This window comes from Mesorhizobium sp. M0816, from assembly GCF_040320005.1.
In the GTDB taxonomy this organism is placed as follows: domain Bacteria; phylum Pseudomonadota; class Alphaproteobacteria; order Rhizobiales; family Rhizobiaceae; genus Mesorhizobium.
The window spans coordinates 22,731-35,970 of record NZ_JAMYOT010000045.1 but is presented as its reverse complement, the minus strand read 5'-3'; the positions used below and the strand labels follow the sequence as shown (position 1 = coordinate 35,970).

Below are 13,240 nucleotides of genomic sequence, written 5' to 3'. Positions count from 1 at the left end.
ACCCAGAACACGATCCGCCATCCCGAATCTCCCTGCTTCGACCATCATCACAGAATCACCAATCGGCTTCTGTGCAAAGGTCTCCTTGTGGGAGAAGGTGGATCGGCGCGGAGCGCCGAGACGGATGAGGGGTGTTGGACGGAGCTCGGTCGATGCCAAGCTGGAGCACCCCTCATCCGTCGCCTTCGGCGACACCTTCTCCCACAAGGGGAGAAGGGGGAGCCAACCGGCGCCGGCCAGAAATACAGGCAACCGCTCATCCCTTGCTTCCCAGCTTCGGCCCGACCACCATGACGGCCGGCTCGGCGGAGAGCAGCTTTTTCGCCACCGCTTTCACCTGGTCCAACGTCACCGCGTTTATCAGGGCGGCGCGGCGCTGCATGTAGTCGATGCCGAGCTTGCCGAGCTGAATCTCGAGCAGCGTTGAGGCGATCGCGCCGGAGGAATTCAGATTGTTGATGGCATAGGCGCCGATCATGTATTTCTTGGTCGCCGCCAGCTCGGCTTCGGTCGGCCCCTCCTCGGCCATGCGCTTGACCACGTCGCGCACCACGGCCAGCGTCTCGGCCGCCCTATCGGCGCGGGTCGAGGTGGTGATGGACAGCGCCTCGGAATGCTGGTGGTCGACGAGGTCGGAGCTGACGCTGTAGGCCAAGCCGCGCTTCTCGCGCACCTCGTCGAACAGCCGCGAGGTGAAGGTGCCGCCGCCGAGGATCTCGTTCATCAGCACCGCGGCGAAGAAGTCCGGCGCATTCCGCTTCACGCCGGGATAGGCGAGTTGCAGCGAGGCCTGCGGCTGGTCGTAAACGACCTCGAGTTGCTGGCCGAGCTTCAGGTCGATGTCGGGAACGGGCGTAAGCGCCTGCTTTTCCGGCAGGCTGCCGAACACCAGGTCGAGCTTCTGCTTCAGCGTCTCGGCGTCGATGGCGCCGACCACCGCGACATGCAGGCCGTCACGGGCGAAACTTGCCTTGTGGAAGGCGCTGAGATCGGCCGGCGTGATCGTCGCGATGCTTTGCCTGGTGCCCTGGTCGGGCCGCGCATAGGGATGCCTGCCGTAGATCGCGTCCAGCCATTTGCGTTGGGCGAGCGTATCGGGATCGCGCTCGTTGGCGATGATGCCGGACAGGATCTGCGCGCGGATGCGGTCGATCGGCACCTGGTCGAAGCGCGGCTGGTTGACCGCCACCCGCAACAGGTCGAAGGCGCCGTCGCGCTGCTCGGCCAGCATGCGCATCGAGCCGTAGATGCCGTCGCGCTGCGCATCGAAGCTCATCTCGGCGCCGACATCGTCAAGCTTGATCTGGAAGGCCTCGCTGTCGAGGTTGCCGGCACCTTCGTCGAACAGGCCGCTCATCAGATTGGCAAGCCCTTCCTTGCCGGGCGGATCCTGCGTCGCGCCGCCATCGAAGACGAAGCGGATGGCGACGATCGGCACCGAATAATCCTCCACCAGCCAGGCGGCAATGCCCTTCGACGAGGTCACCTCCTGGATGTTCATGGCGGCGCGAGCGGAAAGCGCCGGCAGGATGACAAAGAGAAGGGAGAGGAACAGGGTTGCTAGAAGAGAGCCGGCGTGCGGGCGCTTCCGTTCTCCCCTTGTGGGAGAAGGTGGATCGGCGCGAAGCGCCGAGACGGTTGAGGGGTGTTGGACGGAGTGCCGTTGGTGCCAAGCTGGAACACCCCTCATCCGACCGAGCTTCGCTCGGCCACCTTCTCCCACAAGGGGAGAAGGGGAGTAGCCCACGAGGGGAGAAGACAGAGCGGGACCATGCTGGCTCATCATCAAATCAATTCCCAGCTTGGGTTTGCGGCAGAAGATAGCCGGTCGTTGCGTGGTCGAGATTGAGATAGCGGGCAGCGACCGCCTTGACCTGGTCGGCAGTGACCTTGCGGATGCGGTCCGGCCATTGCTGGACGTTCTGGACGTTACCGCCTGTGGCGAGCGTCGAGCCGTAGATGTTGGCCATGTCCTCCTGCTTGTCGCGGGCAAAGATCATCGAGCGTACGAAACGGTCCTTGGATTTTTCCAGCTCGTCGCTGGTGACGCCGTCTTTCGCGATGCGGGCGATCTCAGCGTCGACCGCGGCCTCGATGTCGGCAAGCTTGGCATCGCCGCGCGGCGCGCCGTAGACGGTGAAATTGGTGTCGTCGAGCATAGTGCCCTGGAAGAAGGCGCCGGCCTCGGCGGCGATGCCTTGCCTGACGACAAGCTCCTGGTAGAGCCGGCCGCGGTTGCCGCCGCCGAGGATTTCGGACAGCACGTCGAGCGCTTCGGCTTCGCCGGGCTTTGCCGTGTGATAGGACGGAACCACCCATTGCGTGGTAAAGCTCGGCACGCTGACGCGCCCGTCGGTCAGCGTCACCGTGCGCCTGGTGTTCTGCTCCGGCTCGACCGGGCGGATGCGCGGCGGCAGATCCGGGCCGCGCGCGACCTTGCCATAGGTCTTTTCGGCCAGCGCCTTGACCGTTTCCGGCTCGACATCGCCGGCCACCACCAGCACGGCGTTATTGGGTGTATAATATTTGTTGTAGAAGGCCATCGCGTCGGTGCGGTTCAGCTTCTCCATCTCCTGCATCCAGCCGATGACCGGAATGCGGTACGGCTGGTTCTGCCACAGCGTGGCGTCGATCTCCTCGTCGAGCACCGCCTGCGGATTGCTATCGATGCGCGAGCGGCGCTCCTCGAGGATGACGTCGCGCTCGGTTTTGATGACGTCGTCGTTGAGGATGAGATTGCGCATGCGGTCGGCCTCGAAGCCCATCATCTCACCGAGCGCCTGAGGCACCACCGTCTCGTGAAAGGCGGTGTAGTCGTAGGAGGTGAAGGCGTTGTCCGAGCCGCCGATGGCGGCGACAGCACGGTCGAGCTCGCCCGCCGCATGGTTGCTGGTCGCCTTGAACATCAGATGCTCGAAGAAATGGGCAATGCCGGACTTGCCCGGCGGCTCGTCGGCGCTGCCGATCTTGTACCAGACCATATGGGTGACGATGGGGGCGCGGTGATCGGGGATGACGACGACCTCCATGCCATTGTCGAGCAGGAAATCGGTGACGACGCCATCGTCAGGATTGTTATCCGCCAGAGCCGGCGCGGCCATCACCAGAGCCAGTCCCAAGAGCGTTCCGCGCAGCCATTCAGCCTGAAATGTCATAGATGGCTCCGGTTTGTAGTGGGACGATAGGCGGGGTTGCTGGTCGAGGCAAAGCGAATTGTTCGTCATTTTGAAGGCGCCATCGTGGAAGCCGAACTCAGGCGGCCTCGATGAACCGGATGACCGTCTCGCCATAGTTGCGCTCGTCGACAACCGAAAAGCCCGGCCCTGCCTCGAACGGCGCCGCCGCCGCTTCCTCGACGACGCAGAGGGCGCCGGGGGCGAGCCAGCCACCGGCCTTGGCCGAGCGCAACGCGCGTTCGCCGAGGCCTTTGCCATAGGGCGGATCGGCGAAGACCAGGCCGAATGCGGCGATGGTGCCCGCCTCGCCCAAGCCCGTCGCGTCGCGGCGGAAAATCTTGGTGCGGCCGGTGAGGCCGAAGGCCTCGACATTGGTGCGGATCAGGCCGCGCCCTTCGGCGGATTCCTCGATGAAGACAGCGTAGGAGGCGCCGCGCGACAGCGCTTCGAGGCCGAGCGCGCCGGTGCCGGCGAACAGGTCGAGCACGCGTGCGCCGTCCAGTCTTTCGGGAAAGCGATGCGCCAGCACGTTGAAGACCGCCTCACGCGTGCGGTCGGTGGTCGGGCGGATGGCAAAGGTGCGGGGCGTCGCCAGCGGACGCCCGCGAAACTCACCGCCGACGATCCGCATTGCTTCCTTTCGGGCCGCCGCGCGGCCGGTCGCCACCGCCATCCGGGCGCTCGCCGCGCGGTTTGCCGAACGGCTTTGCACCGCCGCCTTGCGGCTTGCCGCCGGGCTTGCCGTAAGACGGCTTGAACGATGCCTTGCGCGCCTTGTTTTCTGCCGCCTTGGCGGCGTCTGCCTCCGCCCTGCCCTTGCCGATCGGCCGTGCGCCCGGCGCCATCCAGACATTGGCCTTGCGCTGGCCCGGCGGCTCGATCGGCCGCTGCTCGCGTTCGGATTTTTTCCCACCGAAGCCGCCACGAGGCTTGTCGCCACGGGGTTTGTCCCCGAAGTCGCTGCGTTCAGGTCTGGGGCCACGCTCGCCAAAGCTCTTTTTTGGCGCAAAGCTCCTGTCAGGGTTTGTCGACAGCTTGCCGAGCGCTTCGTCGCGGCTGCCCTCGCGCCGCTTGCGGTTCTTGATCAGGCCGCCCTCGCCGATCGGCCGGCGTTCGCCGTCGCGGGTGAATTTCGGCCGCTCGGGCTCCTCCTCGCGCTCACGCCTGACCGGCTTGTTGGAAAACGGCTTGGCGATATCGGCATCGAAATTGGCGCCGGACTCTTCGACCAGGCGCTCGCCGAGCTGGTCGCGCAGCACGCGGCCCTTGATCTCCAGCACATGGCCTTCCGGTAAATCGTCGAGCTGGAACGGCCCGTAGGAAATACGGATCAGCCGCGTCACGTCGAGACCGAGCGCGCCCAGGATGTTCCTGACCTCGCGGTTCTTGCCTTCGCGCAGGCCGAGTGTCAGCCACGCGTTCGAACCCTGCTCGCGGTCGAGCGTCGCCTCGATGGCGCCATAAAAGACACCGTCGACGGCAATGCCTTCGCGCAGGCCGGCAAGCGCGCTTTCCTCGACCTTGCCGTGGACGCGCACGCGGTAGCGTCGCAACCAGCCGGTCGCCGGCAGTTCGAGCACGCGCGACAGGCCGCCATCATTGGTGAGCAGCAGCAGGCCTTCGGTGTTGATGTCGAGCCGGCCGATGGTCATCAGCCGCGGCAGCCCGGGCGGCAGCACGTCGAAGACGGTCTTGCGGCCTTCGGGATCGCGGTTTGTCGTGACCACGCCGGCCGGCTTGTGGAACAGGAACAGCCTGGTGCGCTCGATCGGCGGGATCTCCATGCCGTCGAGATGGATGATGTCGCCGGGCATGACGTTGAAGGCCGGCGAGGACAACACCTTGCCATTGACCTTGACGCGGCCGGCCGCAATCAGTTCCTCGGCGTCGCGGCGCGAGGCCAGGCCGGCACGCGCCAGCCGCTTGGCAATGCGTTCGCCGGCTTCTTCCGTTGCCTCGACGCGACGCGGGCGCGGCTTGAAGCCGCCTTCCGATGCCGCCTGTGCCCTTTGTGCCCCTTGCGGTCGATCGCCGCCAAAATCACGCTTGGGACGGTCGAAGCGCCTCTCGCCGCGCTCGCCTTCGGCAGCTGCCGGCCGGTCGCCGCGCGGTGCGTAAGGCTTGCGCGGACCTTCGCGCTTTTCATAAGGCGTGCCCTCCGGACGCGGCCCTTTGCTGAACGGCCTGTCGCCGCCTTTGAAGTCGCGCTTCGGCCGCTCGCCTTCGGCAGCTGCCGGCCGGTCGCCGCGCGGCGCATAAGGCTTGCGTGGACCCTCGCGCTGTTCATAAGGCTTGCCTTCCGGACGCGGCCCTTTGCTGAACGGCCTGTCGCCGCCTTTGAAGTCGCGCTTCGGCCGTTCGCCTTCGGCCGCCGCCGGCCGGTCGCCGCGCGGAGCGTAAGGTTTTTTGGCGCCGAAGGGTGGCTTGCCGCCCTTGCCGGGAGCGCCATCGCGACCACGCGGCCCCGCCGGCTTCGGGCCGGCCTTGCGCGGGAATTTCTTGTTTTTGTCGTCCATGTGGCCTTTGCTCGTTTGCGCGGGTAGTAACAGGATCGCGCTCTAGTGGCGAGGAGATAATCGGAATGGAAACCGCGTGAAGCGGCAGGATTTCATGGCCCTGGCGCTGAAAGAAGCCGAAGCCGCCGCCCTGCGTGGCGAAGTGCCGGTTGGCGCGGTCGTCGTCGGCGGCGATACGGTCGTTGCGAGTGCCGGCAACCGCACCCGCGAGTTCGCCGATCCGACCGCCCATGCCGAGATGCTGGCGATCCGCGAGGCCTGCCGCAAGCTTTCCAGCGAGCGGCTCAGCGGCCACGATCTCTATGTGACGCTGGAGCCGTGCGCCATGTGTGCCGGCGCCATCTCCTTCGCTAGGCTGCGCCGGCTTTATTTCGGCGCTGCCGACGAGAAGGGCGGCGCAGTGGTCAACGGCGTTCGCTTCTTCACGTCACCGACCTGCCACCATGTGCCCGACATCTATCCGGGCATGGCCGAGAACGCAGCAGCAGCATTGCTGAAGGACTTTTTTCGCGAGCGACGCGGACCCTGATTTTCTGGTCCGGCAGACGGTCCAAATCCAAGTCAGCCAATCCAGCCAGCCAATCCAGGCAAGAACGTCTCTGGCGCCGTCAGCCTACCAGGGCAGCCAGTCGAACATGCCGCCGCTCTTACTCTTGGCGGCCGCCTCCCTCTTGAGGCGGCGTTCCTTCTTGTACTCGTCCTCGCCGAGGTCACCCTGAGGCGCGGTGGCGGCGGCAGCGCGGTATTGCACCGGCGGCTCGCTCAGATATCTGCGGGTGGTCGGGTCGCCCTGTTTGCCTTCAGCCCGGCGGCGCATGATTTCCGCGGCGCGGCTCTTGTCCGAATCGGCCGGAGTCCAGGCTGGCGGGTGGCTCGAGCCCGACTGCTTCAGCGCGGCCTTGACCGACGCCGGATCCGTCTGCACGTCATCGATGACCTGCGCCTGGTAGGCCGGGTCGTCCTGATGCAGGGTGGCATCGGCGCGCAGGCGGGCACGGCGCTGCTCCGGCGATTCGGGCCATTCGGCACTCGCCGTCTCGATGCTTTCCTGCGGCGGCGGCAAGACTTCCTTCTGCCCCGGCCCCGGCTTCACCAGCGTGGGGCGCGGCTTGTAGTCGATACTATCCTTGCGCTTGGGTGCGAAGGAAAAAGCCCCGGTGAGGTCGCCGGCAAGCTGCGCGCCCGCGGTCTTGTCAGTCCCGTAAGTGGGCGAGCCCATGCAGCCGGACAAGGCGAGGCCCGATACGACAAGCGGCGCCAGCAGCGCAACGCGCGCGTAAGTTCTCTCGGTCATGCCAAAAAGTCCCACTGTAGACAGCCTCTCGATTGCCGCCGGCCAAAGAAAGGTCCGGTCCCCATCGCCTATGCTCTTCCGACGGAATTCCGGCGACAATTTGTCGTCCGGAGTTTCGCGTGTTTACCTCAACCACTCGTTAAGGGCAACGCGCGGGGGCCGATCGGCCGCCCGCCGTGGCATTTGTGCACCGCCTTAAAGACGGCGCAAAGCCTTCAGCTCATGCAGAACAGCGGCGTCACGGGCCGAAACATCCGGGAATTCCGGATCTGAGCCGACATCGGCGGTGTAGCGCCAGGAGCGCGCGCACTTCACCAGGCCACGGTCCTCCGCCTTCTCGATGACCACGGCGACGCCCTTGACGTCGTCGAGGGTAAAGCTGCCCGCCGACGCCTTGCCGTGCACGATTACCAGATCGCTGGTGATCGCCATCTCGGCCATATCGACATCGGCGATCGCCGCTTCGAGCGCGGCGTCGTCGAGGGTGACGACCGGCACCGCTTCCAGCGAAGAGCCGATGACCTTCTGCGCGCGGGCAATTTCCAGCGCGCCGGTGACGACACGGCGGACCTGCCGAACCTTGCGCCACTTCTCCGCCAGCGCCTCGTTCCTCCAGTCCGCCGGGATTTCCGGGAACTGGTCGAGATGCAGGGAGACCGCATCCGGATGACGGTCGAGCCAAGCCTCTTCCATGGTGAAGGGCAGCATCGGCGCCAGCCATTTCACCAGGCAGTCGAAGAGATGGCGCACCACCTGCACGGAAGCCTTGCGCTTCACGCTGGAAGGCGCTTCGCAGTAAAGCGCGTCCTTGCGGATGTCGAAATAGAAGGCCGACAGCTCGACCACCATGAAGTCGAGCAGCGCGCGGGTGATGCGCTTGAATTCGAACGCGTCGTAGCCCGAGCGTACGACTTCATCGAGTTCAGCGAGCCGGTGCAGCATCAGCCGCTCCAGCTCCGGCATCTTGTCCAGCGGCACCTCCTCACCGTCGTCATGGGCGAGCGTGCCCAGCATCCAGCGGATGGTGTTGCGCAGCTTGCGGTAGGCGTCGATATTGGTCTGCAGCACGTTCTTGCCGAGCCGCTGGTCTTCCCAATAATCGGTCGTCACCACCCACAGCCGCAAGATGTCGGCACCGGACTGCCTGATGACGTCCTGCGGCACGACGGTGTTGCCGAGCGACTTCGACATTTTCCGCCCCTCCTCATCCATGGTGAAGCCATGGGTGACGACGGTGTCGTAGGGCGCCCTGCCCCTGGTGCCGCAGCTTTCGAGCAGCGAGGAGTGGAACCAGCCGCGATGCTGGTCGGAGCCTTCGAGATAGACGTCGGCCGGCCATTTCAGGTCGGGCCGGTCCTCAAGCGTGAAGGCATGCGTCGAGCCTGAATCGAACCAGACATCGAGGATGTCCATGACCTGCTGCCATTTCGAGGCATCGTGATTGCCGAGGAACCGCTCCTTGGCGCCGGCGGCGAACCAGGCGTCGGCGCCTTCTTTCTCGAAGGCGTCCATGATGCGCTGGTTGACTGCCTCGTCGCGCAGCACATTGCCGTCGGCATCGGCAAAGACGGCGATCGGCACGCCCCAGGCGCGCTGGCGCGACAGCACCCAGTCGGGGCGCTCCTCGATCATGGCGCGGATGCGGTTCTGGCCGGCGGCGGGCACGAAGCGGGTATCGTCGATGGCTTTCAGGGCGCGGCTGCGCAGCGTCGTGCCGTCGCCAAGCTCCTTGTCCATATAGACGAACCATTGCGGCGTGTTGCGGAAGATGATCGGCTTCTTCGAGCGCCAGGAATGCGGATAGGAGTGCTTCAGGCGGCCGCGCGCGAACAGCGCGTTGCGCTTGATCAGCTCGTCGATGACAGCCTGGTTGGCGTTGCCCTTCTTGCCATTGTCGTCGATGACGCGCGCCGCTCCACCCTCGCGGTCCGGGCCGAAGCCCGGCGCGTCCTTGGTGAAGAAGCCGGCATCGTCGACGGTGAAGGGGATCGCGGTGTCGATGCCACGCTGGCGAAGGTCAGAGGCAGCATCCATCCAGGCGTCGAAGTCTTCGCGGCCATGTCCCGGCGCGGTGTGGACGAAACCGGTGCCGGCATCGTCGGTGACGTGATCGCCGGCGAGCATCGGCACGGGAAAATCGTAGCCGCCGCCCAGAGCTTTGAGGGGATGCGAAAGCGTAAGGTTTTCAAGCTCTTCGGCGCCAACGCTGCGAAGCCGATTCAGAGTGACCTTGGCCTTAGCGGCAGCGTCGTCCGCAAGTTTCTCGGCAAAGATCAGCTTTTCGCCGGGCTGAGGACCAAAGGCGTTCTCGGCCGCCGTAACCTCGTAGAGACCATAGTTGATGCGCGGCGAGTAATTGACGGCGCGGTTGCCGGGGATTGTCCACGGCGTCGTAGTCCAGATGACGACGTTGGCATCAAGCAGATCGAGCGACGTCTGCGTCAGCTTGGGGTCCAGGGCTGGCTGCCCATCCTCGATGTTGATGACCTGGCGAGCGAGGCTGACGACCGGAAACTTCGCCCAGATCGTGTCCGACTCATAGTCCTGGTATTCGACCTCCGCCTCGGCCAGCGCGGTGCGCTCGACCACACTCCACATAACCGGTTTGGAGCCGCGATAGAGCTGGCCGGACATGGCGAATTTCAGCAGCTCGCCGGCGATGCGCGCCTCAGCATGGAAAGCCATTGTTGTATAGGGATTGTCGAAGTCGCCGACGACGCCGAGCCGCTGGAATTCGGAACCCTGCACCTTGATCCAGTGCGCCGCAAACTCGCGGCATTCCTGCCGGAACTCGTTGACCGGCACCTCGTCCTTGTTCTTGCCCTTGGCGCGGTACTGCTCCTCGATCTTCCATTCGATCGGCAGGCCGTGGCAATCCCAACCGGGTACATAGTTCGAGTCATAGCCGCGCATCTGGAACGAGCGGGTGATGACGTCCTTGAGGATCTTGTTCAGCGCATGGCCGATATGGATGTTGCCATTCGCATAGGGTGGGCCGTCGTGCAGCACGTATTTTTCGCGGCCGGCTGCGTCTTCGCGCAACTTGCGGTAAAGATCCATGTCCTGCCAGCGTTTGACCAGCAGCGGTTCCTTTTCCGGCAAACCGGCGCGCATCGGGAAATCCGTCTGCGGCAGGTAGAGCGTTTTGGAATAATCGATCGTCTCGGCGGTCTCGGTATCAGTCATTCGTCTGCCATATGCGTTGCCCGGCGGCAAAAGAGCCCGGGCGTTGAACTATCATGATCTGGAAAAAGCGCGAGAGGCGCGCGCAAGATTCCCGGCGGCTCCGGCGGCGGTCAAGCCGCCCGGAACACCGGGCCTGTAATTCGTATCGCAGTCGCGGGAAGGCGCGAAAAGCTCGTCATGGCTGGGCTTTTAACCGAGACAGGCGACGTTGAAAAGCCCGAACTCTGATGCTTCCTTGCGTCGTGTGCCAATTGCGCATACATTTGTAGGCAAATGGCAAGCAGAATGGCCTGTGCCAAGGAGACGTTCATGTCGGTCGCAGCAAGGGCAATTCGCGCAACACACGACTTTTCCGTCCCTACGGACAAGATCGATCATCTGCGCAGTCTGGGTTTCAGTAGCGAAGAACTCTATCGTATCGTTGCCCCCCGCCGCACGCTGGCGCGTCGCAAGGAACGTGCCGAGCCGCTTTCGACAGCTGAATCCGACCGCGCCCTGCGCCTAGAACGCATCGCCGAGCAGGCGGATCGTGTATTCGGCAGCCATGAGAAAGCCCAGCGTTGGCTGAGAAGCGAGATCATAGCATTGGATGATGCAAGGCCGATCGATCTCCTCGAGACAGAGACCGGCGCCCACGTCGTTTCCGAAGAGCTTATCCGCATCGACTTTGGCATGCTTGCCTGACGATGCGCATCTGGCGCATCTCCAATTTCGCGGATCTCTCGGGTCGTGGCGGAACGCTCGTTGATGGAAGATGGAACAGGCGCGGGATGCCCATCGTGTATTGCACCGACCACCCTTCGACGGCACTGCTGGAGATACTGGTGCATGGGACGCGCGAAACCGTTCCGGAAACCTACCAGCTTATCGAAATCGATGTTCCGGACGGAATAGAAATGACCGAACCGGTTATCCATGACGGCTGGGACAAGGATATGGAATCGACACGGCGACAGGGCACGGACTTTCTCTCGGCCAATCGTTACGCGCTCATGAAAATTCCTTCGATCATAATGCGCAAAGCAAACAACTATCTGCTCAACCCGACCCATGACGATGCGTCACGCATTACGATTGCGGGCCTATACCGTTATCCGTTCGACAGCCGTTTGATCAAATGAGCCGACGCCTACCCGCTCACATCGAAAAATCGAAGCGATAGGTCGTCGACACGCCGATCATGAACTGATCCCTGGAGCCGCGCTCCTTGACCAGGCTGGAATCGGCGGCCGGGCCCATCAGGCGGGAATATTCGCCGAACAGACTGGCCGTCATCGGCTCGGTCACCTTCCAGGTCACCGCGCCGCCCAGGCCCGCCGACTTCACCCCGCCGCCGGGATGATATTCGCTAAGTCCCGAGGCCAGGGACTCCTTGGCATCAACGCCGTAATAGGCGTCGAAATAGTCCGATGAGGCGAACGAAACGCGCGGTCCGGCCGAAATCCTGACGTCGGGCGTCACATCGTAAAAGGCGTCGGCGGCGATGTCGGCGACAAAACCGTTATGGGCGCGAATGCCGTGCCGCAATTCGGCGCGGGCACGCAGCCAATCCAAAGGATAGAATTCGAAGAAGCCGCCAGCCTCGCCGCCCCAACGTACCGGGTCGAGACCCTTCAATTCGTCGGCGTCACCACCGTCGCGGGAAAACAGGAACTTGCCTGTCAGGCCGGCGCGGACGCCGCCATCGTCGATCAATGCCAATGAAATATTGTCGTTGCGCGAGGTGAAGCGCGCCGCGGGACCAGCCTTGCCGAGCGAGATGATCGGCGAGGCACTGAGCAGGTACTTCTTGCCGCCCTCGAAATTCGGGGCAACCATGCCGGTGGCGCCGACCGTTAGGTACCAGTCTCCGGACAGCCAGCCGAAGGTGCCCTCGCCGGCCTTGGCAACGCCGCAGGTGCCGAGCATGAATGCGGCCAAGATCGTCGGGACAGACCGCATCGTTACTCCATACGTCGAACGCATTGGCCGATACAACCAGCCTTGACTGAAGCCATGGCGCCAGTTCGGTAAAATTTGACTTAATATCCGCAACATTGGCAGCGTTGGCCGGCCTGTTCCGCGTTGCAGTCGATTGTTTGGCGCACCAAGATTCCAGATCAAGTGTTTGGAACACGATAGCAGTTGCCTCGGCAGGGGTTACAAACATTCGCGGACAAACATGCCTGCGCTGTGAAGAGCGCGGCGACCGGCGCTCAACCCCGCATTCCAAACCGGCCAAGCGTGAATCATATGCGGCCAAATTTCGAGACCTACTTTAACGTCAGCCGCGCCAGCGGCTTCGGCGAGCCGAGTTGCGTCCGACAACAGCGTCTCGGCCGAACCGGCTTGTATCAGCATTGGGGGAAATCCGCTCAGATCGGCGAACAAAGGCGAGATCAGCGGATCGCGCCGACCAACGCCATTGGGAACATAGGCCGTTGCCAGTTCCTCCAAATACGCCCGGTGGATGATAGGGTCGATTGCGTCCTTGGTTGATAGTGTCGCGCCGGACATCGAAAGGTCCGTCCAAGGCGAAACCAGCCAAAGACATCGCGGCAACGGCTCGCCTGCCGTGCGCAATATACTGACCAGGCACAGAGTGAGGTTGCCGCCCGCACTGTCTCCGCCAACCACGATGCGATCCGACGCGATGCCTTGCCGGCTCAGAAAGCGCCATGCGGTGAGTGCGTCTTCATGTTGCGCAGGGAAAGGATGTTCCGGTGCGCGGCGATAGTCGATCGCGAGGGTGCGTATTCCCATTGCCCGACCTGCCTCGGTAACCATTCGACGATGACTTTTAAGGGAGCCGGAGCAGTAGCCACCACCGTGGAAAAAGAGCAGAACCTTATCCCTGTCACTCCCAGGCGCCAGGGACCACTCGCCCGCGAGGCCATCGAAAACCACGCGCTCGCATCGGATGTCCTCCGCGACCGGCCAGACCGAACCGACTTCGTCGAGCCGCGCCCGGCGTTCGTCCCAGCGGACCGTTCGTGGTTTTGACGTCAACAGCCTGCGGACGGCGTTGATCTCCATCAGATCGAGGTGTTCGTCCACATCGCTCATTTTGCTTCCCCAGTCTTGCCAAG

Annotated in this window: 11 protein-coding genes; 3 read left to right on the top strand and 8 right to left on the bottom strand. The window is 63.8% G+C overall.

Annotated elements, in window-relative coordinates; all coding sequences use genetic code 11:
* Positions 1-256 precede the first annotated feature (256 nt).
* The 4 genes from NKI17_RS33940 to NKI17_RS33925 form a co-directional block, all read right to left on the bottom strand.
* Positions 257-1,501, bottom strand: a complete 1,245-nt coding sequence (locus NKI17_RS33940; RefSeq protein WP_502894697.1) for a M16 family metallopeptidase — start codon at positions 1,499-1,501, stop codon at positions 257-259.
* A gap of 289 nt (positions 1,502-1,790) precedes the next feature.
* On the bottom strand, positions 1,791-3,155 hold the full coding sequence (locus tag NKI17_RS33935; protein WP_352907557.1) for a M16 family metallopeptidase: 1,365 nt from the start codon (positions 3,153-3,155) through the stop codon (positions 1,791-1,793).
* 97 nt (positions 3,156-3,252) lie between these two features.
* On the bottom strand, positions 3,253-3,807 hold the full coding sequence (rsmD, locus tag NKI17_RS33930; RefSeq protein ID WP_352636563.1) for a 16S rRNA (guanine(966)-N(2))-methyltransferase RsmD: 555 nt from the start codon (positions 3,805-3,807) through the stop codon (positions 3,253-3,255).
* Complete coding sequence (locus tag NKI17_RS33925; protein ID WP_352907556.1) at positions 3,788-5,692, bottom strand: pseudouridine synthase; 1,905 nt, start codon at positions 5,690-5,692, stop codon at positions 3,788-3,790. Before NKI17_RS33925 ends, rsmD begins: the two co-directional genes overlap by 20 nt.
* A gap of 76 nt (positions 5,693-5,768) precedes the next feature.
* Between NKI17_RS33925 and NKI17_RS33920 the strand changes: the two genes are divergently transcribed.
* Entirely contained in the window at positions 5,769-6,221 is a 453-nt protein-coding gene (locus NKI17_RS33920) for a nucleoside deaminase (protein WP_292653914.1), read from the top strand.
* Between the two features lie 84 nt (positions 6,222-6,305).
* On the opposite strand, the gene NKI17_RS33915 is transcribed toward NKI17_RS33920, so the two are convergent.
* Together NKI17_RS33915 and ileS are read right to left on the bottom strand one after the other, a co-directional pair.
* Positions 6,306-6,986 (bottom strand): hypothetical protein, encoded by a 681-nt coding sequence (locus tag NKI17_RS33915; RefSeq protein ID WP_352458053.1) that lies wholly within the window; start codon positions 6,984-6,986, stop codon positions 6,306-6,308.
* 195 nt (positions 6,987-7,181) lie between these two features.
* Positions 7,182-10,172: an isoleucine--tRNA ligase gene (gene ileS, locus NKI17_RS33910; RefSeq protein ID WP_352907555.1), complete on the bottom strand. Its 2,991-nt coding sequence runs from the start codon at positions 10,170-10,172 to the stop codon at positions 7,182-7,184.
* A gap of 309 nt (positions 10,173-10,481) precedes the next feature.
* Between ileS and NKI17_RS33905 the strand changes: the two genes are divergently transcribed.
* Positions 10,482-10,856 (top strand): Xre family toxin-antitoxin system antitoxin, encoded by a 375-nt coding sequence (locus tag NKI17_RS33905; RefSeq protein ID WP_352593017.1) that lies wholly within the window; start codon positions 10,482-10,484, stop codon positions 10,854-10,856.
* 2 nt (positions 10,857-10,858) lie between these two features.
* The gene (locus tag NKI17_RS33900) at positions 10,859-11,293 is read left to right on the top strand and encodes an RES family NAD+ phosphorylase (RefSeq protein WP_352593014.1); all 435 of its coding nucleotides are present in this window, start codon (positions 10,859-10,861) and stop codon (positions 11,291-11,293) included.
* A 16-nt stretch (positions 11,294-11,309) separates the two neighbouring features.
* Here NKI17_RS33900 and NKI17_RS33895 read toward each other — a convergent pair whose 3' ends face one another.
* Positions 11,310-12,113 carry a MipA/OmpV family protein gene (locus tag NKI17_RS33895; RefSeq protein WP_352453469.1) on the bottom strand — a complete coding sequence of 268 codons (804 nt, stop codon included), beginning with the start codon at positions 12,111-12,113 and terminating at the stop codon, positions 11,310-11,312.
* A 198-nt stretch (positions 12,114-12,311) separates the two neighbouring features.
* Positions 12,312-13,217: an alpha/beta hydrolase gene (locus NKI17_RS33890; RefSeq protein WP_352907559.1), complete on the bottom strand. Its 906-nt coding sequence runs from the start codon at positions 13,215-13,217 to the stop codon at positions 12,312-12,314.
* Between the last annotated feature and the right edge of the window lie 23 nt (positions 13,218-13,240).

Bases quoted from the DNA above. Each gene is read 5' to 3' on its own strand.
- NKI17_RS33935 (WP_352907557.1), bottom strand. From the start codon at position 3,155: ATGACATTTCAGGCTGAATGGCTGCGCGGAACGCTCTTGGGACTGGCT.
- NKI17_RS33925 (WP_352907556.1), bottom strand. From the start codon at position 5,692: ATGGACGACAAAAACAAGAAATTCCCGCGCAAGGCCGGCCCGAAGCCG.
- NKI17_RS33890 (WP_352907559.1), bottom strand. From the start codon at position 13,217: ATGAGCGATGTGGACGAACACCTCGATCTGATGGAGATCAACGCCGTC.
- NKI17_RS33895 (WP_352453469.1), bottom strand. From the start codon at position 12,113: ATGCGGTCTGTCCCGACGATCTTGGCCGCATTCATGCTCGGCACCTGC.
- NKI17_RS33900 (WP_352593014.1), top strand. From the start codon at position 10,859: ATGCGCATCTGGCGCATCTCCAATTTCGCGGATCTCTCGGGTCGTGGC.
- ileS (WP_352907555.1), bottom strand. From the start codon at position 10,172: ATGACTGATACCGAGACCGCCGAGACGATCGATTATTCCAAAACGCTC.
- rsmD (WP_352636563.1), bottom strand. From the start codon at position 3,807: ATGCGGATCGTCGGCGGTGAGTTTCGCGGGCGTCCGCTGGCGACGCCC.
- NKI17_RS33915 (WP_352458053.1), bottom strand. From the start codon at position 6,986: ATGACCGAGAGAACTTACGCGCGCGTTGCGCTGCTGGCGCCGCTTGTC.
- NKI17_RS33940 (WP_502894697.1), bottom strand. From the start codon at position 1,501: ATGAACATCCAGGAGGTGACCTCGTCGAAGGGCATTGCCGCCTGGCTG.
- NKI17_RS33905 (WP_352593017.1), top strand. From the start codon at position 10,482: ATGTCGGTCGCAGCAAGGGCAATTCGCGCAACACACGACTTTTCCGTC.